Raw genomic sequence first — 23,644 nt, forward strand, 5'->3', positions numbered from 1 at the left:
CTATTAGTTTACATGCACTAGGCAGCCAGTTCAACCCCTAGCTGGATAGACTTTGCTTGTTACAGCCAGGCATCGGCATTCATGGATGTTTGCTATCCGCTGAGTCAGTACGATTCATACGTGTAAGTGGTGGTATAGGTAGTACCTGACCGTTCCAGGCTACTTTTAATGGGCAGGCCTTGCTGGTTATATTCGTACCGATAGACGTCATTAAAGGAGGGAGCAGCACTTGAGGTCAACGTGTTTGTAAGCACATTGTTGGCACTAAACCGTAGCCGTGGGTCGAGAGCGGTGTCCAATAACCCAAAATAAGGATTGTGCTTATCGTCATACGCCAGCACAAAACTCGTTTGAGAACGCAACTTACCCGATGAAACATCAAAGGACGATTGGACCACGGAAGTGATGTTTTCCTGAGTATACCCATACTCGGAACGCTCGAGTTCAGCTCCTCCAGGGGGCACCGATTGGCTGTAGCGAAGTAGGTGTTTGGTTGCGTCGAGCGCATACGTAACATCTTTGTAATGTGTTTTTAAGTTTAGGCTTGCCAAGGTCGAACTAAGATCAAACCCTTGGGCACCAGCAGAAAAAAAGTAGGCATTACCCACAACGACCGATCGACTGCTTTGGCCCAGGTCATACGGATATAACGTAACACTTCCGGACGTTCGATCAGCGGGGTTAGGATAGTCGACATAGAAAAGGAGCAACTTGTCGGGGTTATTATACGAAATAAGGCTCAGGCTACCATCGCTTCGTTGGATGCTACTTAACCGATTCAGCGAATCATAGCTATAGGTGGTGTTGATGGGCGAGCCATCGGGGACCGTGCCCACGACTTGTTTAAGTCGAAGCCGGGCAAGGGGTAGTGGATTAGGTAGACGGTGGTCGGTGCAACTACTTAAAGCCAGCACTAGACAGCATACGATTAATCGGTTTAAAACGGACATGATCAGAATAGAAGTTAGAAGTTGCCTCGATTAATTTTAGACTGTATAGGAGTAGATCCAAAAAGGTAACTGGCCTCGACGCATTTTTTTTAACGTGCTAAAGTGGATTCTGATGAGCAGCCGTCTGTTAGGCTAAAGGGCTCGAGCTCAACTACCTGAAAAGCCAGATTAACCCAAGTTTTTTGTTTAACGTGCTCAATAGCGTATTAGATCGCCCTCGAAAAGACCCGGACGGGCAAACGCGTTGATCTTCAGGTATCACTTCCGGAAACTGTCAACGACAGCGTTCACATTGTTCCTTTTCTTCTGATTCCTTTCGTAGAAAACGCTTTCAAGCACGGCGTTCAGCGTAGTGCGCGTAAATCCTGGATTAAGCTAGCGGTAATGGTCGATAACGCTGGCCTGCAGTTAACCATCAGTAACAGCAAACCGGTTACAATAAAAAGCCAGCATTGGCGGGTTGGGGCTAGCCAACGTCGGGAAACGGTTAGATCTATTGTACCCAGGTCATGTCCTTCAGGTAGTGAACGAGCCGGACTTGTACCAAGTCGATCTTGATCTCCCGCTTTACGCCATTACTTAATTCAACAGGCTAGAAACGATGGTACGGGTTCCGCTCATTTTATTCGGGTGATTAAGTGGCGATCCTAATGTCAATTTTAGAAGAAGTCTAAAACGCTCCCGCGTGAGACGACAGGATCGTCATCTATCTGCACGTTAAAAGGGGCCTTTTAAGGGATGGGATGTTGTCAACCCTGTCAAGTGCTATCCGTAGCATATACCATCGAGTAAACTAATTAGACCGATAACCGTTTCTACTTAAGTAATCACTACCAACAAGCGTTGACAAAACCGTGGACCGCTACAACCCGGTGGTGGCCAAGCAAAGCCAGTTTTATCCAGCCCACTGGTCGATGAACCCATGCGAAAAATAGGTAGACATACCAAGAGCCAACCAACCCAAACCCCACTAACCTATCCAGCCGACACCAGCTCAATGGAACATAGCTTTTTGACGGCTCATGAGCTGTGGGGCTTGATTGAACCCCTTGCCCAGGCGGTCTGGGAAACCGATGCCAGCGGCCAGGTTATAGTCGACTCTCCCACCTGGCGGGCTTATACGGGGCAGACCCTGGCGGATTGGCTGGGAGAAGGCTGGGGGCGCGTGGTTCACCCCGATGACCGGGCCTTTGCCCTCGGTCAATGGCAGCAAGCCGTCCGCCAGCAAACGCCGGTCAACGCCGAATTTCGGATTGCCAGCCCCGATGGCTCCTGGCAATGGACCAACGTACGGGCTATCCCCGTGTATCAAGCCGACGGCACAGTAGGGAAATGGATCGGCCTGAACCTGGACATCCACGACCGCAAAGTAGCCGAAGAAGCCCTGCGCGAGTCAGAAGCGCAGTTTAGACTCATGGCCGATACGGTACCCCAGATTATCTGGTGGGTTGATGCCGATGGACGCAATGAGTTCTTTAACAAACCGTGGTATCACTACACAGGGGCCGACAACCAGCCCATGACCGTCGACGAAGTGACCCAACGCTTTGTCCATTCCGAGGACCGACCGCTCACCCTGGCCGCTTTTGCGCAAGCCAGTCAAAAGGGCCTTGCCTACCAGGTGGAACACCGCATCCGGTCGGCCGCCGGGACCTATCGCTGGTTCCTGGTGCGGGCGGAGCCCTACCGGGATCCGCAGACGGGGGCCATTACCCGCTGGTTTGGCGCATCAGTCGATATTGATGACCGTAAACGGGCCGAAGAAGCGCTGCTTCACAGCGAAGCGGGCTACCGTCAGCTGTCAGCCGAGTTGGAACAACAGGTCCAGCAACGGACGCAGCAATTACAAGAGTCCGTCCTCGACTTGCAGCGCTCCAACGAGGATCTACAACAGTTTGCCTACATCGCGAGCCACGACCTGCAGGAGCCGCTGCGCAAGATCCAGCAGTTTGGCGATCTGTTAAAGACCCAGTATGCCCCGGCTAGTGGTGAAGCGCTGGTTTATCTGGACCGGATGCAATCGGCGGCCGCTCGCATGTCCATATTGATCAAAGACCTGCTGAACTTTTCCCGGATTACTAACCAGCAGGATAAGCGGATACCCGTCTCGTTGGAGCAAGTGATGAAGGACGTTTTAAGCGACATAGATCTGCTTCGGATGGAGACCCAGGCCCGAATTGAGGTAGCTCCCTTGCCGGTGGTCGAGGGGGAGGCCCGGCAGTTAGGCCAATTATTTCAGAATCTTCTGGGCAATGCCCTTAAGTTTCGCCGGATGGATACGTCTCCCGTGATTCACGTGAAGTCGAAACGAGTCTGGGCGCATGAGCTACCGGCGGGAGTCAAGCCCACCCGGCCCGTGGAGGCCTACTACCAGATCGAAGTCATCGACAATGGCATCGGTTTCGATGAGAAATATGTCGATCGCATCTTCCAGGTGTTTCAACGGCTGCACGGCCAGCATGCATACGGTGGAACAGGGATTGGGTTAGCGATTTGTGCCAAGGTAGTCGCTAATCACGGGGGAGCCATTACAGCGCGAAGTCAGCCGGGGCAGGGCGCTACGTTTAAGTTCTACCTACCCGCTTAAACAAGAGGTTCATCCCATATCGCTTGAATGAATTCCCCTTATCCGAGGGCGTCGAAGCCATCTTTCTGTCCATCGGATTCCTGACCTACTCCCCTATCGTTCGTAAACAAAAGCGGTAAGCCATAGCTTCGGAATACGGGTCGGGGCAATGCCCTTTATTTCCGGTCAGCCGTGGTCAGCGGCCCATCGCAAGTCAGCACCCAGGCATTTCAGTACTTTATGACTGCTTCGACCGGCTACCGTTTTGAGAAGGGCTGCCGACTGACTGCCAGTTTGGATCTGGCTAGCGCCAGTATACGGTCGCTGCAGGAGAAAGCCAATGGGCTGGTTGGCTCATCGGTCGGCGTGCCGAAAAACATCATCACCGATAAGCTGTCGTTCTCGGCATTGGTCAACAATCCCTTTACCACCTTTTGCACGAACCAAATCGAGACGGCTCATTATTATTCGACCCTGGTTCGAGTGGTTAAACACGAACCAGGGTCATGGCATTTGATTCCCCCCTTCTCAGCGTCTTTTCTCGCTTAAGAACAGCAGTAGAAGCTAATTATGAGTGGTTTGGCTGATGCTCAGGCCGCCATTTGCCCGGAAGCTCTATAAGCCGCAACTTCTGGGACGGACAAATCATTGGGTTCAACCTGTAAGAAACTTTTCTTCAACCAACCAGTAAGCGTTTCTTCCAGAAACGGCATCAGTTGGGGCTGGCCTTCCCGTTTTACCATCTGCACAGAATCAAACCAACTTAAGGGAATCAGCTTAGCCGCTTTCTGTTTGGAATAGCTCACAAACGCCTGTTGCCGATCTGGCGTCAAAAAATGGACACAAATCAATTGAGGTGTGTCGACAAACGTGGGATAGGTGTACTGATATACCCCGGGTGCCGGGTAGGTAGAACGTATAGTCATGCTTTTCGATTTAGCGGAAAACCAAATATACAAAAATGATCATACAAAATCTACTTATTTATTAATAGGTACATATACTCATTATATACGAACGAGATTGTAGAACGCGTTGTCTAATGGAGGTTATCTATAAGCTAAAAAGAACTCGTTTTTTAAACGGCTACTCAGCGTTTCCCCGCAACCAAGCTTATATACTTCTAGACCCGGGGGGCAATTGCCCGTTCGATGGCTAAAAAATGCGCCAACAAACCCTGATGGCTATATAGGGGCTCAATCCGCATGTGACACAAGTAAGTATCCCCGCTCTTGGTGTACTTTACCAACTCAACTTCCAGGGGTTGCATGGCGCTTAGTTGCTCCCGCACATACTGGACCGTAGTCTGATCGGTAGCCGGGCCTTGCAACAGTCGCGCCGATTGACCTACTACCTCCTGAAGCGGATAACCGGTTAGGGTTATAAAATTGTTACTTGCCCACAAAATCTGCTTTTGTACGTCAGTGACCAGGAGAGTATTGCCAACACGAATACGCTACTTGTTGCCTTCATAGCTGGCTAAACAAGCTCATCAACCCGTAAGGATTACCTGCCTACCATACAGGGGAAAGGTAAGGTAACGCTAGCAGGACAATTCTTAGAAAAGGGGGAACTTAGCCGTCTATGCAATCAGGTAATGGAGTAGCTTTGTAGATTCTCCTGCTACATTTGCTCATGACCAAAGTCCCTCAAACTGACCCATCGACCCAATTCTTATCGGGAGGGGGTGAAATGGGTACCTTAATCCGTGCTATGGATTGGTCCAACTCGCCCTTAGGACCAGTTGAGAGTTGGCCCCAAAGCTTACGTACGTCCGTTAGTTTGTGCTTGTCGTCTACCTTTCCCATTCTAATTGCCTGGGGCCCCGAAACGATTCAGTTATACAACGATAGTTACCGACCCATTTGCGGGGCAAAACATCCGGAATCGATGGGCCAGAATTTTCGCATTTGCTGGGAAACGGCTTTGCCTGTGGTAGGAGATGCGTTTACCCGGGGCCAGCAGGGAGAGGGTACCTACATCAAAGATCAGCGGATGTTTCTGGATCGGAATGGCTACCTGGAAGAAGCTTTTATGACCTTCTCCTTTGCTCCCATCCGGGATGAGTCAGGTCAGGTAGGCGGCATCTTCCACCCCATCACTGAGACCACCGATAAAATGCTGAGTGCCCGCCGGACCCATGTCTTGCGGGAGGTAGCCGCCCGCACGGGCGGGGCCCAAACCAATGCGGCCATTTATGCAGGCCTGGCGTCTGCTCAGGCCGAGTTTGCGTTGGATGTACCGTTCCTGCTGGTGTATGAGCTGGACCCCGATGGCCAGCAGGCCCGGCTGACCCAGGCATCCGGCTTAACCACTCCGCCCGGGCCTGAGCTGTCATCACTGGCCGTGATGCATACACCCTGGCTGGCCGATCTGACCCGGCAACAAGTGATTCCTGAGTTGGCCCAAACCGTAGGCCGCCTTTCGGGTGGCCCTTATGAGGAATGGCCACATACCGCTCTGTTGCTGCCCATTCAGCTGTCAACCAAGGCCCAGCCGATTGGCTTTCTGCTGGCCGGGGTCAGTCCCCGAAGGGCCCTGGACGAGGACTACCTGAACTTTTATGGTTTACTGGGTAATACGATTACGACAGCTTTTGCCAACGTATACGCCTATCAGCAGGAACAACAGCGGGCCGAAGCGCTGGCGGCAATCGATCGGGCTAAAACGGCTTTTTTCAGCAACATCAGTCATGAATTCCGCACACCCCTGACGCTGATGCTGGGGCCGCTGGAAGAGCTGTTGCGGGATGCCCGGTTGGCGGACTCGGGCTACCAGGAGTCCATTGAGGCTGCTCACCGCAATGCCCAACGCCTGCTTAAACTGGTCAATAACCTACTGGACTTTAGTCGACTGGAAGCGGGCCGGGTGCAGGCCCGTTACCAACCGATCGATCTGGTTGGTCTAACCCTGGATCTGGCCAGTAGTTTCCGGTCGCTGATTGAGAAGGCGGGGTTGCGGTTAGCCGTGAATGGTCAACCGTTAAAGAGCCAGGTCTACGCCGATCCGGGTATGTGGGAGCAAATCGTACTCAACCTGCTTTCCAATGCGTTTAAATATACGTTAACGGGCCAAATCAGCGTCCAGGTGAGTGAGGAGGCAAACCAGGCCGTCCTACGTGTATCGGATACAGGGGTGGGTATTCCCGAAGCTGAGTTACCCCATATGTTCGAGCGGTTTCACCGGGTTGCCAATGCGGGGGGACGTACCTACGAGGGAACGGGTATTGGTCTCTCCCTGGTCAGTGAACTAGTGAAGCTGCATCAGGGAACGATTTCGGTCAGTAGTCAGGAAGGACAGGGCAGTACATTTATCGTCCGCCTGCCACTGGGCAAGGCCCATTTACCGGAAAGCCAACTCATCGAACAGTTGTCCCTGGCAGGTACGCGTAGCCTCACGGAGGCTTTTTTGCAGGAAGCCACTACCATGCTATCGGTGGAATCCGCTCCCCTGGCCAAAAGTCACGTCGCAGACCCGGATGGGGAGATCAGTGTATTGGTTGTCGATGACAATGCCGATATGCGGGCCTATTTGACCCGGTTACTGACCCCCTATTTTAGAGTATATACTGTCCAAAACGGTTTGGATGCCCTCCAGCAACTAACTGAGCATCGACCACACTTGATTCTTAGTGATCTGATGATGCCGGTCATGGATGGCATCGAACTGCTAAGTCGGGTGCGCCACAACCCGACCACCGCTCACATACCACTTATTTTTCTGTCGGCCCGGGCGGGGCAGGAAGCCCGCATCGAATGCCTGGAAGCAGGAGCTGATGACTATTTGGTAAAACCGTTTTCGGGCCTGGAGTTACTAAGTAAAGTCCGCGCGCAAATTAGCCTGTCCCAGGCGCGGCAACAAGCCCAGTGGCGGCTACGGAACCTGATCGAACAAGCCCCCGCGGCCATGATGCTGCTCAAAGGCGAGTCGCTGGTGATTGAGCTCATTAATCAGGCCATGCTGGGGCTCATCGACTGGCAGGGGGATGTCATCGGCAAATCCTTATTAGCGGTGATGCCTGAACTGGTTGGCCAACCGGCCGTCGAAGCCTGTCGGCAGGTCTTGCACACGGGCATACCCTATCAGGGCTGGGCTCTGGCGGTTCCCGTCCGGCGGGGTGATCAATTGGTGATGGGTTACTTTAACGTTTCCTACACACCTTACCTGGAAGGCGGTGTCCGCACCGGTGTGTTGCAGATTGCCATCGATGTTACCGATCAGGTGATTGCTCACCAGGAGCGGGAAGTCAGCGAAGCGCGCTATCGCCACTTATCCACTCACTTGGATCAGCAAGTCCAAGAGCGAACGGAGCAATTACAAGTTTCCATTCAGGATCTCCAGCGTTCGAATCAGAATCTGGCCCAGTTTGCCTACGTTGCCAGCCACGATCTGCAGGAACCGTTGCGCAAGATTCAGCAGTTTGGTGATCTGCTGAAAACGTACTTCACCCATACTACGGGGGAAGAATTAATTTATGTGGACCGGATGCAATCGGCCGCCAGTCGCATGTCGACGCTGATTAAAGATCTGCTCAGTTTTTCGCGGATTGCTTCCCGGCAGGAGGTTTGGCAACCGATTGAGTTGACGGCCGTCCTGGGCACGGTGCTGTCCGATCTGGAGATACGGATTAAGGAAACGGGTGCGCAGGTAACCGTATCGCCCCTACCCTGCGTAGTCGGCGATTCCTCTCAGTTGGGTCAATTATTTCAAAATCTGCTGACCAATGCTCTTAAGTTCACGCAGGCGGGTCAGGTCCCCCTTATCCAGATTAAAGCCGACACAGTACTGTTAGCCCAACTTCCGCCCGGGGTCAAGCCCAGTCGGCTGGCCGATGGCTATTATCGCATTTCGGTGATCGATCAGGGGATTGGCTTCGAGCAACAGTATGCCCGTCAAATCTTTGAGGTATTCCAGCGGCTCCATGGCAAGAACAAGTACAGCGGTACGGGGATAGGCCTAGCCATCTGTGAGAAAGTAGTGATCAATCATGGAGGGGCCATTATGGCCCAAAGTCAACCGGGTCAGGGATCCACGTTTAGCATTTATTTGCCCATTTAGGTAGCCATTTGATTGGTATTAATTAGCAAACCTACTTCGGTATCGTTCAATTAAGGATGAGAACCCCGTACAAACCCAACGCCATCTTCATCAGCTTGGCATCGGTTTCTTTTAGGGGTAAATCGTAGGGTAGCTGCCCGTCCAGGCCCCGAAATTCAAACCGGGCCACAGGAGCGGTCGTGGTTGTGATAGCCAAACTGAATGCCCGCCTTTTTACACACCTCGCCCGCCTGGTTGAATAGTCCCCAATTCCTTGTAGCCATCGGCGGTCTGGCGATTCTGGGGAAACAAAGTTGAAACCCCAATTTTTTTCATCGGTTTAGCGATGGCATCTACCTTACTTAGAAGGGTCAGAGAAAGAGCTAAGGCACTGGTACGAAGGAGTGCGAAGGAAGTCGTTGGGGGAAAATAGCCTGTTTTTACGGGTTTACCGATGGCTTGACCAGGCATTTGCCTAAGAAAGCAGGGACTGTTTGGCTCCTCCCTGAAGGGGTGGCCCCCCCCTTCAGGGCAACCTTTCGTTAGGGTTTCACGCGTTTGGCGGCCGCATCGAACGTCGACAAGGTGCCTTTCAGATTATCATCATCAACTTTGGTGAGGTCAATAGGCACTTCCCCAACCTGAGACGACTCAAAATACATCATCAGCTTATCGCCCTTCTCCTCGACCCGGATGAGTGGGCGTTTGGCCTGGCTAGGATCAGTCGTATTCGTCAATTCACCCGTCAGTTTACCCGCCTTGCGAACCAAATTCGTTGTAAATTTCACATCGCCAACGGGGCTGCCTACGACACTAATTTCCCATTTACCTGCAAAGAAATCAGTCGGGGTCGCCGTTTGCGAAAAACCGGCATGGGCCATCCCAACCAACAAGAACAGTAGAAGGATACGTACGTTTTTCATTTCAATTTAAAAGTTAAAGTGTAATACAGGTAGTTTTCTTACGTGAAGAGGTTGGTATCTATTCGACAATGACCCGGACCCGGTCCAGATTCTGAATGCGGGTAAACTGTGTTTTCGAATCGCCATCTCGTTGAGCCGCAACGCGAAGGGTTGGGAAGTAGGTACCTGGTTTGGTAAAGGTGTAGGTAGATGTTACCCGTATATGGGAACCGGTTTTATCGGACGGCTTGAGTTGGGCCGGTAAAGGGAAAATCTCCGAGGTATCAAAGTTCCAGCCATGAAGATCACTGATGGCAAAGTCACTTGGTAATCCCTCAAAATTCCAGACCGCCTTCACGACTTTACCCTTGTTTTTCGGCACGGCTACCTCGGCGGTGAAGCGAACCGCTTGCCCCACTTTTGCCACCGCTCGTTTGCCACCATTGGCCAACACGTTGACCACCGGCTGAATACCTCCGCGCTCGTCTGCCGTAGCCGGAATGACAACCTGTCCGTCGGCAATCGTATAGCGGGTCGTGGCGGCCGGTTCAATACCTTTCTCCACCCAGGCACTCAGGTCCAATAGCGCCTGCTGTAAGACGCCCAGATAACTCACCGTCCGGGTGGGGTCATCCTCAATGGCCACATCCCCGTGCAGAGCGCGGTCGGTGTACCAGAGCCGAAAATTCTGATCGGTTTTATCGCCCAAATTCTCCTGTACCCGAGCACGGTACCAATCCGCCTGCCACGCAAATGCTTCCCGATCCCAGCGTGATTCGAGTAAAATCATCTTCCCCTTGAACTTACCTGTCGGCAATACACCAGCCGCTCCCCGGGTAAAGAGGGGCCCTAAGAGCATGGGGCGCTGGGGGTAGATCGGTTTCCCGGCAGCATCCCGAAATTGGTCGTATACCGCATATTCATTGCCGGGTAGTTGGTGCCGGTGATAAGTTTGCACCGCCAGGAAGTTCGAATTGTCTACCTGAACGCTGTCGCCCGGTTTTACCAGCGCCAGTAGCGCCGGATCAACAGGACCAGGAATGACCTTGTTCCCCGAAATTTTAGTAAGCTGCAGGCTTTTACCGGCTGCGGCCCCGCTTTTAATGAGCAGATCGCCCCCTAAAAAATCAACATCCGGTAATTCCTTTTGCAACTGAAACCCAACGGGCATGGCTCCCTCTACCCCACCCAGACTTTTCCAGGCGGCATCGGCCGTGCCCCGGTCCTGCGCTGACATTGCCTTCGTTAAGCCTAACGCTACAGCCTGGTCACTGCTGACACCGGCCTTTATGGTACTGACCTGCTGGATACGCACTTTCAGGAGGGAGGCCGGTGCAGTGGCCCCCAAATAGCCGGGGGTGTTCCAGAAATCCCTGTCGAAATAGGCCCGATCAATGCCGACAATACTTTTATACAGGACCAGAAACCCATGGATACCCATCGTCTTGTAGCCAAACCAGGACTGGGGCGGAAAGCCCATTTTGGTTACCTCTTGTAACGCTTCTTTTTCTTCTTGATTCAGCCCCGCATACATATCGCCACTGCCACCAGGTTCGAGGGCATCAATGATTTGAGGAAATTTATCGTGTAATACCCGCATGGCATGCATCCGAACCGTAAAGACATTGGGAATGGCCATGGGCGAACCCAGCACATAGGGCACGACACCATCCCAAACACCCTCCGTATTCTCAATACCGCCTACTGTCCGATAAGCCCCTCCACTACCCCCAAAGGCATAACCGAACGGACGCTTACCCTCGTAGAGGTGGGCCGCGATCACCCGTGAATACTGAGCCGATGCCGCATTGGCCCGGTAGGCACCAATACTCGCATCCCGGGCTTGTGGCTTGGCAAAGTCGATCTTGCCGCCTTCGTTGGTTTCAATAAAATAGGCCCCATGCGAGACCGAAAAACCAATCTTGTCTTCCTCGCCAATGGCTCCCTGCGACAAATTTTCATTGTCAGGAAAGGGCGTGATATACTGGAAAAAGTGGCCCTGGTAGGTTTCTTTAGGTGGAAAGTAAAACGAGAAACGGGCTTCCGTGCCTTTAAAACCACCGTGTACGTACCGGTGGCGCACCGGTTTATCCCGCCACTCATCCACGTCCACGTAGGGCTGGCTAAACAGCGTGTCTTTGGTGGTGTATTGTTTAGCGAGTGCCGCACTTTGCTGGGGCAGGTTGTTTTGCGCCTGGCTAAGGGACACATAAGCAGTCATCGCCCCTAGCAAGACGAAAAGATGACGGAACGACTGCATAGAAACTGATTTCATCGGTTTACCATTGGGTTAAAGGGACTATGTGGCGGGTAGGAAAAGGCTAGAGACCGGTTGCTCACTAGGGTAACGCCTTTACTAGGTTGCCATTCCGGCGACTGGCGTTGCCAACGACGCCTGTATATGCTCGTCGACGGCTCGAAGCCCGCTGGGCGTGCAAAGACTTCGGATATACTGACCAATCGTTTGGATCATTAATGCCTGGGCCGATAAACCAAACCGGTTAAACGACCCGCCCCGAACGGCTGCCTGGTGAAGCACCAGCACACTTTGCAAAGCAACAGGGGGAAGAATGTCAGCTCGAAAGGCTCCCTCGTTCATAGCCTGGTGAATAACGGACAGAAAGTACTGCTCAAATTTTGGCCCAATCACAGCATTCACACTCTGTTCCAGCTCGGGGTAGTAATAGTGCAGATCTTCGTAGAAGACTTTATTGATCTGGTACTCTTTGTCAATGGCCGTTTGCCAGATCGTAAAAAAAAGACAGGCCGCGTTTTCTCCGGCGGGGAGGTTTTCCATCAGTTGGTACTGCTCGCTGTGGTAGCGATACAGGACGGCTTTCAGGAGCTCTTCTTTATTTTTAAAATACTTATAAACCGTTTTCGTAGAGATGTTTAGCGACTCAACGAGCTTCTGGATGGACATTTGCCGAATGCCACACTGCAAGCACAGGTTCAATGACGCTTGTACTATTTCGTCCTTCATAAGAGCTGGCTATGGAAAATATAAATACTCTATTATTTTCCATAGTAAAGTAAACGGAAAATATTTATACAATATAATTTTCCATTTACTTTTTTCAACGTTGCCACGGGTACTCCTTAACTGAAGACAGGGCTTGGCAAGCTGCCAGACCAGAAAATACAATAAATTCAGCAAGTTTTATAGGATTCGATTTCATGATCGTTGACGAGCGTTTAGGGTGAGAGCAGCCCTAAAAAATAAATAGTACTAACATAATTAGATTCGTTGGCTAATTTTAATAGTAGCGTCAAAATCGAGTTTTAAGTGAGCTCCCAAGATACGGCCTATGCCTACCATCGACACCTCAAGATGCCTGGGTGAGTTTTGACTAAACTAAACCGTAATTCGGCTAAATCCGTTTCGACAACAAGGCCCACCTTTGCACAAACAAACACTCAATCAGGAACAGCATTGAGGACAAATGTTGAAGCAATGCATTCAGAAAAATGAATCAGATGGAAAGCACCCAAAATCAGTACCAGGATCTCGCTGGTAAAACGGCTTTAGTAACGGGCGGTACCAAAGGCATTGGCAAAGCTATTGCCGACAAGTTAAGTCAAGCAGGAGCCCAGGTTATCATTACAGCCCGACATCACCCTGGTGAGATCAATCTGGCACATCATTTCATTGAAGCCGATATAACCCAGCCTCAACAGGTAGACAAGCTGGCCCAGGCCATCAACGAAACGTTTGGCGGCCTTGATATTCTGGTCGATAACATGGGCGGAGTGACGGCGCCAGGCGGGGGATTTAGTAGCTTAACGGACCAACATTGGGAGAATGAGTTGCAATTTAACTTGTTGGCTACCATTCGGCTGGACCGAGCCCTGTTACCCAAAATGATTGAGAAAAAAAGCGGGGTAATTATACACATTTCGTCGATGGCTGGTTTAAAGCCCGTATGGTATCACAATTTAGCTTATGCCGTTTCAAAAGCGGCCCTAAATGCCTATGGCAAAGCCCTATCGAATGAACTTGCTCCCAAAGGCGTACGCGTGCTGACCGTCTCCCCGGGGGCGACCAACACGCCCCTGATGCAGCGACTCATTCAGAACGTGGCGACCTCTTCAGACCTAAGTGCTGAGGAAGCCTTTCAACGAATGGCAACTCAAGCTGGCGGCATACCAATGGGTCGAATGGCTGAACCTGAGGAAGTCGCTTCGCTGGTTCATTTTCTGGTTTCACCAGCAGCGTCCTACCTGACCGGCGCCAACTATTTGATTGATGGTGGGGCTGTGCCAGTGGTATAACGCTGATGAATGGATGAGACATATGCTTCCTCCCTGGACGGGCTTACCCAACTCATTCATGAGGGTTACTTCAAAGCCGTCGTCAATCAGGTATATCCTTTGCAGGCGGTGGGTCAGGCCCACCGCCAAAGCCAAACCAAAACCGTGCGGGGTGAACGCGTGCGGGAAATAACAAACGAAGACTAAGTCTATGAAACGCTTTAAGACTATTAGTGAGTTTCTTCAATTTCGGGAGCTGCCCAAACCTGATCACCCGTTGATCAGCGTCTTCAGGCTGGAGTCGGTTGAGCGCTTAATGCTGACTGAACCGGTGTCCTGGTGCTACGATTTCTATTGCATAGGCCTTAAACACGTCGCTAATGCCCAGCAAATCAAACTTAAATACGGTCAGCAAACCTATGATTATGATGAGGGCATCTTATCCTTCATAGCGCCTGGCCAGGTGATGAGTCTTTCCATTGATCCGGACGTGGTGCAACTCAAACAAGCGGGCTGGATGTTACTGATCCACCCCGATTTTCTGTGGAACACCTCCTTGGCCAACACCATCAGCCACTACGATTTCTGGGGCTACTCGGTGCACGAAGCCTTATTTCTCTCCGAAACGGAAGAGGCCGTACTGGCTGCGATCCTGCAAACGATTCAGCACGAGTGTCGTGCCAACCTGGATACCTTCAGTAAGCGCATTCTCCTCTCGCACCTGGAAACGCTGTTGAACTATGCTGATCGATTTTACCATCGGCAGTTTATCACCCGGGAGAAGGCCAATCATCAGCTTCTGGAACGAATGGAACGCGTGTTAAGCGATTCGTTTAGTCAGCGGGATCTACGGGCCAAAGGCTTGCCCACGGTGGGCTATCTGGCCGATGCCTTACATGTATCCCCTAAATACTTAAGCAGTTTGTTAAAAGTGCTCACAGGTCAAACGGCCCAGCAGCACATTCACGACAAGCTGATTGAGCGGGCGAAAGAAAAACTGTCGACTACCGAGCTAAGCATCAGTGAGATTGCCTATGAGTTAGGCTTTGAACATCTGCCCTCGTTTAGTAAGCTCTTCAAAGCCAAAACCGCCCAAACCCCATTGGACTTTCGAGCCTCCTTTCGGTAAGCAGCGTTGCCGAAAGGCTTACTTGATTCGGCAGGCAACTCATAAGTAACCTAAAACAGTGGGGAGCAAAGCAGGTGCATAAAGGCTGTCGCTCCTGGAAGCGAATTTACCACTTTACTAGCTATCAAGCTGGATTGTTCCTCTCCATTCGAGAGGATGACTTAGCCATTTACCATTGATCGAATTCCTCCCTTTCGAAAACAGAGCGGATCACTTTATTACGAGTCGGTTTTAGTTGTTGAGACAGTACCCTGTTTCTTTCGCTGGTAGTAGCGCCGGGTTTTCTGGCTGGTGCCGCAAGTTTGCATATCGCACCATTTCCGACGATGGTTCTTGGTTTCATCCAGAAAAAACCACGCACAGGCTCCACATTGTTTAATCAGGTGTTGGTCTTTGGTCGTCAGTACCTCATGAGCCGACAAACTAAAAACCCAAATGGCTTGCATAAGCTCTTTTTCAGGCCGTTTCCACCTTAATTCCAGTTTGCTTCCTTGGATAGAAAACTCTCGCTCTCCGAGTGCTTCCTGGATAGATTCGTTGAAGGAGGCTACTACTTGGGCAGTAACCTGCTTTAACTGACCCCGTGTCAGGGCGGCAAATACGATCAACATAGCCTGCCTGACCTCGCGGGCTTTTTGTAAAACACAGTCAGCCCGCTCCGGATTCTGCTCGCCTAATCCCTTCAACGCGGCTAGTGTATTTGTATCCAGCAGGGATAAGCGGTGGATGAGTGTTAGCAAATCGGTATAGCTATGGATCCGCTCCACCGGCAGCACATCGTTGAGAGCCGTGTTCACAAAATCAAGACAGGCCACCCCACCTGCCAAGTCCATTTCGGCAATCGTACTAACCTTTCCCATGGGCGGAACGCGAACAAATTATATAACCGTTAAAACAACTTTAGACGGTAATAGTTTCTATTCCAGAATTCATACCGTCAAAGTTCATTTTAAAGGTTATAGTATGAACAAAGCAATCGCCCCTCGTTTTTGGTTGGTATTAGCTTTTATAGCCATTTATTTCGTTTGGGGAACGACCTATCTGGCCAACCTATTTGCCCTTAAAGCCATTCCGCCCTTTATCATATCCGCCCTTCGCTATTCAATGGCGAGCCTATTACTGGCCGTGCTTGCCTTTAGCAAAAACCAGCTTTTTCCACAGAGAAAGCAAATACGGGATTTGTCCATCAGTGGTATACTGATGCTGGTGGGCGGTTCTGGCCTGGTTGTCGTCGCCGAGCAGTATATCTCCTCAAGCTCAGCCGCTGTAATCGTAGCGACCGAGCCGCTTTGGTTTGTTCTGCTGGACTATCCTCGTTGGAAGCTCTATTTTAGGGATAAAAAGATTATTGCCGGCCTGCTGATTGGCTTTTTTGGCATCGCCCTGTTTGCTCAGTTTTCGCCAGTTCCTCATGAAGGCCAATCGGCGGATCAACTTCTAGGAACCGTACTCGTTTTGGCAGGAGCTGTCTTGTGGGTAAGTGGCACCTTATTTGCATCGCGGAGAATAAACCCAGGTAGCTATAGCCTTTGGCATACCACGATTCAGTTGTTAGCGGCCGGGCTTTTTTCCGCGTTTATTGCCTCGGTCAACGGCGAGTGGAACGGGTTCGAGTGGCAAGCGGTGGGGAAGCAGGCCTGGGGTGGCCTTGCCTTTCTGACCCTATTCGGTTCTCTAATCGCTTACCTAGCCTTTGCCTGGCTAGTCACCATTCAGCCGCCAGCCCTTGTCAGTACCCATACGTATGTAAATCCGCTCATTGCGGTGCTGATTGGCTGGCTGGTTGCTGGAGAGCAAGTTTGTGGCCTTCAGCTCATTGCGTTGGTGATCGTCCTAACGGGCGTAATCCTAACCCAATTCAGCAAAACACGGGTTGAGAGCTGACACGGCAGCAAGGGGCACCTGTGCCCACCGACTTCAGGTTTGACGTACAGCCTATTTTTTTAAGTAAAGGGGGATTCTACGAACGCAGAACAGTGTCTGAATAAGCAAATAGCGATCTTACTTTGTTGTTCGTATGATCACTGACCTTCGGAACCGATTTGCTATGCGGTTTGATGGTGGAGTCAGGAGCCGTTTGAGCTGGACAAAATGTAATGAACCAACAGCAACCGATGCAGAGCAGTAATTTCATTCTGTTATCAGTAGGGTGATCTGCTGAATCAAAACTTTACTCTCCATTTAACAAAACGAACTATCTGCGGTTACCCAAAGGAAAACCTACCCACCAACAACGTGAATTCTCCGTCTGAACAGGACCATCAGGGCTTCATCCGCGTACGCGGGGCCCGGCAGCATAATCTCAAGAATATAGATGTGGTCATTCCCCGGGACGCACTGGTGGTGTTTACGGGCATCTCCGGTTCCGGCAAATCATCCCTGGCCTTCGGTACCCTGTATGCCGAAGCGCAACGCCGGTATTTAGAGTCTGTCTCCCCCTACACCCGGCGACTCTTCAACCAGATGGCAGTCCCCGAAGTCGACGCCATCGAAGGCTTACCTCCGGCCGTAGCCCTGCAACAGCAGCGCGGTACGCCAACCACCCGCTCGTCGGTAGGCAGCGTCACTACGCTTAGTAACCTGGTTCGGATGCTGTATTCCCGGGCCGGCGACTATCCTCCAGGTCAGGGCATTCTGTACGCGGAATCGTTTTCAGCGAATACAGCCGAGGGAGCCTGCCCGACCTGTCATGGACTGGGCAGCGTCTACGAGGTTACCGAGGCATCGATGGTCCCTGACCCCTCCTTAACCATTCGGCAGCGGGCGATAGCGGCCTGGCCACAGGCCTGGGGCGGTCAGAACCTGCGCGACATTCTGGTGTCGCTGGGCTACGACGTCGACAAGCCCTGGCAGGCGCTTCCCCGCCAGCAACGCGATTGGATTCTATTCACCGAGGAGCAGCCCATTGTTCCGGTGTATCCCGGGTATACCCCTGAGCAAACCCGCCGGGCTGTTGAACGAAAGGAGCCTCCCGATTACATGGGCACCTTCAGCAGCGCCCGTCGGCACGTGCTGCATACTTTCGCCAATACCCAAAGTCAGTTGATGAAAAAACGGGTATCGGCCTTTATGCTCCAAACCCACTGCCCAACCTGCCACGGGAAACGGTTACGGCCAGAATCGCTGAGCGTCACCTTTGCGGGGCTGGCTATCACGGACCTGTCCGAACTACCTCTCAAGCGCCTGACGACGCTTCTCCAACCCTATATCGATAACCCGAAAGAGGCACAGCCGGAGCGGGCGGAAGTGATTCGCCGGATCACCGCCGATCTGGTAGCTCGCCTTCAGGTGTTACTTCAACTGGGTTTGGGCTATTTGTCCCTGGAACGGAGCACGCCGACGCTCTCGCCGGGTGAACTGCAACGGCTGCGACTGGCCACGCAGCTTTACTCGAATCTATTTGGAGTGGTGTATGTGCTGGATGAACCCTCAGCAGGCTTGCACCCGTCAGACACCGAAGCGTTGCTTTCAGCCCTCGCGGGCTTAAAACAGGCCGGTAATTCCCTGTTCGTTGTCGAGCATAATCTGGACGTAATCCGGCAGGCCGATTGGCTGGTCGATGTCGGGCCGGGGGCTGGTGAGCAAGGGGGGCAAATTCTGTACAGCGGGCCACCGGCAGGTTTGGCTACCATCAACGCATCGCAGACCCGACCCTATTTGTTTGCCGCGCAAAAAAGCTCCCTGGCCCCAACCCTTTCCCCTTCGAACTGGCTTCAACTGGTCAACGTAAGCCGAAATAACGTACAGGCGCTGGATGTAGCCATCCCCCTGGGTGTGCTGACGGCGGTGACCGGCGTGTCGGGTTCGGGCAAGTCCAGCCTGATTAGTCAGGTGCTGGTCGAACTCGTGGCGGCTCATCTGGGGCAATCATTAATCGATGAGGACGAAGGCGATTCGATGGAGGAAAGACCGGTTACTACGGGCGGTACCATCACCAGCGGCCTGGAGCGAATCAAGCGCCTGGTCCGGGTCGATCAAAAGCCCATTGGCCGTACTCCCCGCTCCAACATGGCGACCTACACGGGCCTTTTTGACGCCGTCCGGAAACTGTTTGCCGCCACGCCAATGGCCCACGAGCGGGGCTACGATGCCGGCCAGTTCTCGTTCAACGTGGCCAAAGGCCGATGTCCGCACTGTCAGGGGGAAGGCTTTGTGATGGTCGAGCTTCTCTTTCTGCCCAGCGTTTATAAACCCTGCCCGGTTTGCCACGGTGCCCGCTACAACGACCAGACCCTGGCGGTCCGATACCGGAACAAAACGATCGCCGACGTTCTGGCCCTCACGGTCGACGAAGCACGCTCCTTTTTTAAGGAAGAACCGACGGTTCTGCGTTCCCTAACGGCGCTGGGCGAAGTGGGACTGGGGTATCTGCGCTTGGGACAGCCCGCCACCGAGTTATCCGGCGGAGAAGCCCAAAGGATCAAGCTGGCTACCGAATTGCAACGCACTAACAACGGCGCCACGCTTTACATCCTTGATGAACCCACCACCGGTCTGCATCCGGCTGACGTGGACAAGCTGCTGAGTCAGCTTCGCAATCTAGTGGCTGGCGGCAACACGGTCATTGTAGTCGAGCATAACATGCGGGTCGTTATGGCCAGCGATTGGGTCATCGACATGGGCCCGGGTGCTGGAGATGAAGGCGGTCAGGTAGTGGTGCAGGGGCCTCCGCTGGAGGTGGCGCAACACCCTGCCAGCCGCACCGGGTTGTATTTAAAGCCGTATGTGTAGAATGGTCGAATTGATTGAAGTTCCGCTTGAATAAGCGTGGCTCCTATTCATTGATCACCGTTGATCGTAAAGTCAATTAGCCGGATGCTTCCGGGCATAAACCTTTACTTTTGACGTCAAGTCATCGATAATCACGGCTATGGAAGAATTTGTCAACTTTATAAAGGGAATTATCTGGATCGATGAGTTGGATTTACAACTGGTGCTGGCCCGATGCCGTGAAAGACAGATTGGCAAAAACAGACTGATTTTGAGAAAGGGGCAAATTGCCAGTCAATACTTTTTCATTGTATCAGGGGGCGTCCGTTTTTTCTACGAAGCCCATGACCAGGAATATACCACCTGGGTGATGTTTGACAATGAGTTTTTTACGGAAATCTCAAGTCTCCATCCCCAGAAGCCATCGCGGTTCAACATTGAAGCCATTGAAGAAACCAAGTTGATCGTGATCGATAAAAAGGATATGGATTTTTTATACGGCCAGGTGCCAGCCTGGGAAGAGTTTGGCCGAAAAATATGGGAGTCCACGACCATCAGAATGATCGATCAGATCATGAACTTTCAGACATTATCGGCCGAGGAGCGGTATCTGAGCTTCCTGGAGAATTCTGAACTGATCCAAAAAGCGTCTGTCAAACAGGTAGCCGCTGTGTTGGGTATTACCCCCAATGCCTTAAGCCGAATCCGAAAAAAAATCCGCTGATCGTCATTCGCTACCATTTGGTAGTTTCGTCAGGCGATACCTCTGGTAGTTTTGAGTCACCAAAACAAGAAGCGATGACTCAAGACAACGAGAACCCAGTGGTGCCGCAGAATTTGTATGCTGACGACGATTTAATTAAACACCTTCCTGGCTTTACAAATCAGTACGCAACCGTGAACGGGGTGCGGCTGCATTATGTCGAAGGTGGAACAGGCACACCTTTGATATGTTTGCCGGGCTGGCCGCAAACCTGGTATTCTTACCAGCCTGTTGCGCTGGAACTGGCCAAAACATACCGTGTCCTTATCGTTGACATACGAGGAATGGGGAGTTCGGACAAACCCCCATCCGGCTACAATAAGAAAACAATGGCTGCCGATATTGCCGCCCTGGTGCAACAGCTGGGCTTGACGAAAGTTCATATTATGGGCCACGACATCGGCGGGATGGTAGCCATGAGCTTTGCGTTTAACTACCCCCAACTCACCCAAAAGCTGATTGTCCTGGATGGCTCGCACCCCAACGAGGGCATGATGCAGATGAGTCTGCTTCCTTCTCCGGGTACGTTTACCGAGAAAATGGATGCCGACAGACCCTACGCTTGGTGGATGGGATTCAATCAGGTAAAGGAATTGCCGGAAAAGATACTGGCCGGGCGCTTCCAGTATCTACTGGACTGGCTTTTTCACTATGTCATGATTGACGATAGCAAGATGTCTGCCCTGGAAAGAGCCGTGTATGCGGGTTCGTATAATGACACCGAGAGCATTCGGGCGGCTAATGCCTGGTATCAAACGTTTCTGCAGGACATAGACGATGCCAGGACCTATCAGCCTCTGACAATACCGGTGTTGGGAATCGGAAGCTACATCAGTTACAATTACATGAAGATGGGTTTGCCCTACGTAGCCAAAAACTTACAAATGGTGGGCATTTTAGAGAGTGGCCACTATCTGTTTGAAGAGCAGCCTGCCCAGGTGCTTGAGGCAGTTTTGCCTTTTCTAGCGGATTAATACATAAACCAATTGAACGAAGTCGATATGAAAAAAATAATTGTAGTGTTTGGAGCTACCGGCAATTTAGGAAACAGGATTGTCCGCGAACTGTTAAAAAGAGGGGCGACTGTACGGGCTGTCGTGCGACCGACCACCGATCCCGAAAAAATAACCACGCTGGAACAAATGGGGGCCATTGTTGAGGAGGCAGATCTTGACAGCGTCGATGCGCTGGCCAAAGCGAGTAGGGATGCTGGCTGCGTGGTGTCTGCCTTGGCAGGTTTGGCCGATGTGATCGTTGATTTACAGAAACGCGTGCTGGACGGGGCCATCCAGGCCGGTGTGCCCCGCTTTATTCCCTCTGACTTCTGCACCGATTACACGGATTTGGTGCCGGGCGAAAATAGGAATTTTGATTTGCGAAGAGCCTTTCGGGACTATCTCGACACGACGGCCATACAAGCCTCGTCTATTTTCAACGGTGCTTTTGCCGATATTCTTCAGTACAATACACCGGTTTTAAATCTGAAAGAAAAGAGCATCGGTTACTGGGGCGACAAGGCAGACTGGCCGCTGGATTTCACCACGATGGACGATACGGCGGCCTTCACGGCCGAAGTGGCTTTAGATGAAGAGTCTCCCAGAAATTTGCAGATTGCCAGTTTTCAGGTTAGCCCCAGAATGCTGTGGCAGGAGGTGAAAGCGGCAACGGGTCAGGATTTCAGGCTTCATCAGCTAGCAAGCCTGGCCGATTTTGCTCAGTTTATAAAACAGCAAAGAGCCGCTTACCCCGCTGGAGAAAACGAACTTTATGCCAAGTGGCAGCAGGGGCAGTATATGTACTCGATGTTTACTACTCATCATACTAACCTGACCAACGGACGGTATGAAAAGCTCACCTGGACAACAAGCGCAGATTTTATAAAGTCATTTCTTCGATAAACGGCAGCCTCCTGGTGTATTCTTAGACTATACGCCAGGAGGTTATTTATTTCCATAACCGGCTCAGTGAGGCAGATTATGCGTCTGACGCTGGTACCGTTTAGTGAGGCAATCGGCGAGTCAGTAGCCATTTTAGGATGCCCCACCAAGCCGACAAGTCCAACTGATTATATTTCAAACAAAAAATTTGCGAAACCGAATGGTTGCTCATATATTTGCAACCATTCGGTTTCGCAAATTAAAATCTTACCAAGATGAGACGAGATATTTTTCAGGCAATAGCCGATCCCACAAGGCGGGCAATCATCGCTCTGATTGCTTTGCAGGCAATGACACCCAACGCCATTGCGGACCAGTTCAACACGACCCGACAAGCTGTTTCCAAACACCTGCGCATTCTTACAGAATGCGAACTAGTGAAACAGCAACAGCAAGGCAGGGAAATCTACTACTCCCTGGAAGTTGAAAAAATAAAAGAAGTCGATCAGTGGGTAGATCAATTCAGGAAAATTTGGGAAACGCGTTTTAATCAACTCGACGACGTATTATCAACCCTCAAAAAACAATAAAAATGAATGATTTCGCAGTTGACAAAACAACAAAAACGGTAACATTCTCTCGAGAATTTGATGCCGACCTTTCGTTGGTATGGGATGCTTACACCAAGCAGGAAATTCTTGATCAATGGTGGGCACCCAAACCCTGGACCTCAAAAACAAAATTTATGGATTTTGCAGTGGGTGGCCGACGGTTTTATGCGATGGTAAGCCCGGAAGGAGAAGAACATTGGTCCATTCAAAAATACACGTCCATTAGTCCGAAAACCAATTTCAAATTGTGGAATGCTTTTTCCGACAAAGATGAAAACCCAGAATTGCCCGGTTCTGAGTGGGATTTGACGTTCAGCGAGCAAAACAGGAAGACAACCGTACATATCCGCATTTATAATGAATCGCTTGTCCGCTTAGAGAAGATGCTTGAAATGGGCTTCAAGGAAGGAACGGCTATGACACTAAAAAACCTGGACGAGTTATTGGCCACTTTATCGCACCAAAAGTAAAGAAATACATTGCCCTCAACATCAGTTTGGCAAAGTGAAACTAAACGTTCAATCGTCAGGATAGGCCGTTAAATCGGCAGTAGTATGTGTGTCGGCAGACAGCGTTCAACTATTCACACCATCGACAAGCCGTAAACCGGTGAGTGCCGCACCGCTGAGCGGCTAGCGGCACTCACCGGTTGTTATCGGCTCCGCCTGGAGTTGTTTCCTGCAACAGGACACTCGCCCTGGCAGGAAGCTTTGCAGCCCACGTAGGCAAAGTTGTACAGGTCGAACGCACCTGAATCTGGCCTATCTTATGGCCACGAAACCTCATTTGCGATACGAGTGGCTTTCTGGGATCTACTTCTTAAATAGGGCAATTAAAGAGACGGCTTC

The 23,644-nt window shown here is 51.5% G+C and carries 21 protein-coding genes and 2 pseudogenes; 14 read left to right on the forward strand and 9 right to left on the reverse strand.

Annotation, left to right across the window (positions count from 1 at the left end; all coding sequences use genetic code 11):
* Window positions 1-104 precede the first annotated feature (104 nt).
* Window positions 105-950: a hypothetical protein gene (locus ACYVAM_RS26675; RefSeq protein WP_461072821.1), complete on the reverse strand. Its 846-nt coding sequence runs from the start codon at window positions 948-950 to the stop codon at window positions 105-107.
* 149 nt (window positions 951-1,099) lie between these two features.
* Here ACYVAM_RS26675 and ACYVAM_RS26680 point away from each other — a divergent pair.
* The 3 genes and pseudogenes from ACYVAM_RS26680 to ACYVAM_RS26690 all read left to right on the forward strand — a co-directional run.
* Window positions 1,100-1,198: pseudogene (locus ACYVAM_RS26680) on the forward strand (histidine kinase); the annotation flags it as partial.
* Between the two features lie 674 nt (window positions 1,199-1,872).
* Entirely contained in the window at window positions 1,873-3,537 is a 1,665-nt protein-coding gene (locus tag ACYVAM_RS26685) for a sensor histidine kinase (RefSeq protein ID WP_461072823.1), read from the forward strand.
* Between the two features lie 150 nt (window positions 3,538-3,687).
* Window positions 3,688-4,065 (forward strand): annotated as a pseudogene (locus tag ACYVAM_RS26690) (outer membrane beta-barrel protein); the annotation flags it as partial.
* Window positions 4,066-4,106: 41 nt separating this feature from the next.
* Here the strand turns inward: ACYVAM_RS26690 and ACYVAM_RS26695 are convergent.
* On the reverse strand, window positions 4,107-4,442 hold the full coding sequence (locus ACYVAM_RS26695) for a hypothetical protein (protein WP_461072825.1): 336 nt from the start codon (window positions 4,440-4,442) through the stop codon (window positions 4,107-4,109).
* A gap of 197 nt (window positions 4,443-4,639) precedes the next feature.
* A complete protein-coding gene (locus ACYVAM_RS26700; RefSeq protein WP_461072937.1) occupies window positions 4,640-4,969 on the reverse strand; it encodes a PAS domain-containing protein in 330 nt (109 codons plus the stop codon).
* Between the two features lie 182 nt (window positions 4,970-5,151).
* Between ACYVAM_RS26700 and ACYVAM_RS26705 the strand changes: the two genes are divergently transcribed.
* Entirely contained in the window at window positions 5,152-8,574 is a 3,423-nt protein-coding gene (locus ACYVAM_RS26705; RefSeq protein ID WP_461072827.1) for an ATP-binding protein, read from the forward strand.
* A gap of 46 nt (window positions 8,575-8,620) precedes the next feature.
* On the opposite strand, the gene ACYVAM_RS26710 is transcribed toward ACYVAM_RS26705, so the two are convergent.
* The 5 genes from ACYVAM_RS26710 to ACYVAM_RS26730 form a co-directional block, all read right to left on the reverse strand.
* Window positions 8,621-8,770, reverse strand: coding sequence for a hypothetical protein (locus ACYVAM_RS26710; protein WP_461072829.1), 150 nt, complete (start codon window positions 8,768-8,770; stop codon window positions 8,621-8,623).
* Window positions 8,771-8,787: 17 nt separating this feature from the next.
* Window positions 8,788-9,024 carry a hypothetical protein gene (locus ACYVAM_RS26715; RefSeq protein ID WP_461072831.1) on the reverse strand — a complete coding sequence of 79 codons (237 nt, stop codon included), beginning with the start codon at window positions 9,022-9,024 and terminating at the stop codon, window positions 8,788-8,790.
* Window positions 9,025-9,095: 71 nt separating this feature from the next.
* Window positions 9,096-9,476: a hypothetical protein gene (locus ACYVAM_RS26720; protein WP_461072833.1), complete on the reverse strand. Its 381-nt coding sequence runs from the start codon at window positions 9,474-9,476 to the stop codon at window positions 9,096-9,098.
* A gap of 58 nt (window positions 9,477-9,534) precedes the next feature.
* Window positions 9,535-11,730, reverse strand: a complete 2,196-nt coding sequence (locus ACYVAM_RS26725; RefSeq protein ID WP_461072835.1) for a hypothetical protein — start codon at window positions 11,728-11,730, stop codon at window positions 9,535-9,537.
* A gap of 81 nt (window positions 11,731-11,811) precedes the next feature.
* A complete protein-coding gene (locus ACYVAM_RS26730) occupies window positions 11,812-12,438 on the reverse strand; it encodes a TetR/AcrR family transcriptional regulator (protein WP_461072837.1) in 627 nt (208 codons plus the stop codon).
* A 494-nt stretch (window positions 12,439-12,932) separates the two neighbouring features.
* On the opposite strand from ACYVAM_RS26730, the gene ACYVAM_RS26735 reads away from it, so the two are divergent.
* Genes ACYVAM_RS26735 through ACYVAM_RS26745 form a run of 3 tightly spaced genes read left to right on the forward strand, consistent with a single transcriptional unit; the run spans window position 12,933 to window position 14,835 of the window.
* Window positions 12,933-13,727, forward strand: coding sequence for an SDR family oxidoreductase (locus tag ACYVAM_RS26735; protein ID WP_461072839.1), 795 nt, complete (start codon window positions 12,933-12,935; stop codon window positions 13,725-13,727).
* Window positions 13,728-13,736: 9 nt separating this feature from the next.
* Entirely contained in the window at window positions 13,737-13,913 is a 177-nt protein-coding gene (locus ACYVAM_RS26740; protein WP_461072841.1) for a zinc-binding dehydrogenase, read from the forward strand.
* Window positions 13,914-13,917: 4 nt separating this feature from the next.
* Window positions 13,918-14,835 carry a helix-turn-helix domain-containing protein gene (locus tag ACYVAM_RS26745; protein ID WP_461072843.1) on the forward strand — a complete coding sequence of 306 codons (918 nt, stop codon included), beginning with the start codon at window positions 13,918-13,920 and terminating at the stop codon, window positions 14,833-14,835.
* A gap of 218 nt (window positions 14,836-15,053) precedes the next feature.
* Here the strand turns inward: ACYVAM_RS26745 and ACYVAM_RS26750 are convergent, their stop codons facing one another.
* Window positions 15,054-15,695, reverse strand: a complete 642-nt coding sequence (locus ACYVAM_RS26750; RefSeq protein WP_461072845.1) for a CGNR zinc finger domain-containing protein — start codon at window positions 15,693-15,695, stop codon at window positions 15,054-15,056.
* Between the two features lie 103 nt (window positions 15,696-15,798).
* Here ACYVAM_RS26750 and ACYVAM_RS26755 point away from each other — a divergent pair, with 103 nt between their 5' ends.
* From ACYVAM_RS26755 to ACYVAM_RS26785, 7 genes are all read left to right on the forward strand, one after another.
* Entirely contained in the window at window positions 15,799-16,719 is a 921-nt protein-coding gene (locus tag ACYVAM_RS26755; protein ID WP_461072847.1) for an EamA family transporter, read from the forward strand.
* Between the two features lie 351 nt (window positions 16,720-17,070).
* Window positions 17,071-19,566 (forward strand): excinuclease ABC subunit UvrA, encoded by a 2,496-nt coding sequence (gene uvrA, locus ACYVAM_RS26760; protein WP_461072849.1) that lies wholly within the window; start codon window positions 17,071-17,073, stop codon window positions 19,564-19,566.
* Between the two features lie 139 nt (window positions 19,567-19,705).
* Window positions 19,706-20,269: a Crp/Fnr family transcriptional regulator gene (locus ACYVAM_RS26765; protein WP_461072851.1), complete on the forward strand. Its 564-nt coding sequence runs from the start codon at window positions 19,706-19,708 to the stop codon at window positions 20,267-20,269.
* Window positions 20,270-20,343: 74 nt separating this feature from the next.
* Window positions 20,344-21,282 (forward strand): alpha/beta fold hydrolase, encoded by a 939-nt coding sequence (locus tag ACYVAM_RS26770; RefSeq protein ID WP_461072853.1) that lies wholly within the window; start codon window positions 20,344-20,346, stop codon window positions 21,280-21,282.
* Window positions 21,283-21,309: 27 nt separating this feature from the next.
* Window positions 21,310-22,206, forward strand: a complete 897-nt coding sequence (locus ACYVAM_RS26775) for an NmrA family NAD(P)-binding protein (RefSeq protein ID WP_461072855.1) — start codon at window positions 21,310-21,312, stop codon at window positions 22,204-22,206.
* A gap of 254 nt (window positions 22,207-22,460) precedes the next feature.
* Window positions 22,461-22,775, forward strand: a complete 315-nt coding sequence (locus tag ACYVAM_RS26780; RefSeq protein WP_461072857.1) for an ArsR/SmtB family transcription factor — start codon at window positions 22,461-22,463, stop codon at window positions 22,773-22,775.
* Between the two features lie 2 nt (window positions 22,776-22,777).
* On the forward strand, window positions 22,778-23,266 hold the full coding sequence (locus tag ACYVAM_RS26785) for an SRPBCC family protein (RefSeq protein ID WP_461072859.1): 489 nt from the start codon (window positions 22,778-22,780) through the stop codon (window positions 23,264-23,266).
* The last annotated feature ends 378 nt before the right edge of the window (window positions 23,267-23,644 follow it).

It is taken from the genome of Spirosoma horti (assembly GCF_054776595.1).

What these genes read in the sequence shown, in the direction of transcription:
- ACYVAM_RS26745 (WP_461072843.1), top strand. Translation starts at nt 13,918, where the DNA reads ATGAAACGCTTTAAGACTATTAGTGAGTTTCTTCAATTTCGGGAGCTG.
- ACYVAM_RS26720 (WP_461072833.1), bottom strand. Translation starts at nt 9,476, where the DNA reads ATGAAAAACGTACGTATCCTTCTACTGTTCTTGTTGGTTGGGATGGCC.
- ACYVAM_RS26765 (WP_461072851.1), top strand. Translation starts at nt 19,706, where the DNA reads ATGGAAGAATTTGTCAACTTTATAAAGGGAATTATCTGGATCGATGAG.
- ACYVAM_RS26750 (WP_461072845.1), bottom strand. Translation starts at nt 15,695, where the DNA reads ATGGGAAAGGTTAGTACGATTGCCGAAATGGACTTGGCAGGTGGGGTG.
- ACYVAM_RS26755 (WP_461072847.1), top strand. Translation starts at nt 15,799, where the DNA reads ATGAACAAAGCAATCGCCCCTCGTTTTTGGTTGGTATTAGCTTTTATA.
- ACYVAM_RS26735 (WP_461072839.1), top strand. Translation starts at nt 12,933, where the DNA reads ATGGAAAGCACCCAAAATCAGTACCAGGATCTCGCTGGTAAAACGGCT.
- ACYVAM_RS26785 (WP_461072859.1), top strand. Translation starts at nt 22,778, where the DNA reads ATGAATGATTTCGCAGTTGACAAAACAACAAAAACGGTAACATTCTCT.
- ACYVAM_RS26695 (WP_461072825.1), bottom strand. Translation starts at nt 4,442, where the DNA reads ATGACTATACGTTCTACCTACCCGGCACCCGGGGTATATCAGTACACC.
- ACYVAM_RS26675 (WP_461072821.1), bottom strand. Translation starts at nt 950, where the DNA reads ATGTCCGTTTTAAACCGATTAATCGTATGCTGTCTAGTGCTGGCTTTA.
- ACYVAM_RS26775 (WP_461072855.1), top strand. Translation starts at nt 21,310, where the DNA reads ATGAAAAAAATAATTGTAGTGTTTGGAGCTACCGGCAATTTAGGAAAC.
- ACYVAM_RS26685 (WP_461072823.1), top strand. Translation starts at nt 1,873, where the DNA reads ATGCGAAAAATAGGTAGACATACCAAGAGCCAACCAACCCAAACCCCA.
- ACYVAM_RS26770 (WP_461072853.1), top strand. Translation starts at nt 20,344, where the DNA reads ATGACTCAAGACAACGAGAACCCAGTGGTGCCGCAGAATTTGTATGCT.
- ACYVAM_RS26740 (WP_461072841.1), top strand. Translation starts at nt 13,737, where the DNA reads ATGGATGAGACATATGCTTCCTCCCTGGACGGGCTTACCCAACTCATT.
- ACYVAM_RS26780 (WP_461072857.1), top strand. Translation starts at nt 22,461, where the DNA reads ATGAGACGAGATATTTTTCAGGCAATAGCCGATCCCACAAGGCGGGCA.
- ACYVAM_RS26705 (WP_461072827.1), top strand. Translation starts at nt 5,152, where the DNA reads ATGACCAAAGTCCCTCAAACTGACCCATCGACCCAATTCTTATCGGGA.
- ACYVAM_RS26730 (WP_461072837.1), bottom strand. Translation starts at nt 12,438, where the DNA reads ATGAAGGACGAAATAGTACAAGCGTCATTGAACCTGTGCTTGCAGTGT.
- ACYVAM_RS26725 (WP_461072835.1), bottom strand. Translation starts at nt 11,730, where the DNA reads ATGAAATCAGTTTCTATGCAGTCGTTCCGTCATCTTTTCGTCTTGCTA.
- ACYVAM_RS26715 (WP_461072831.1), bottom strand. Translation starts at nt 9,024, where the DNA reads ATGCCTGGTCAAGCCATCGGTAAACCCGTAAAAACAGGCTATTTTCCC.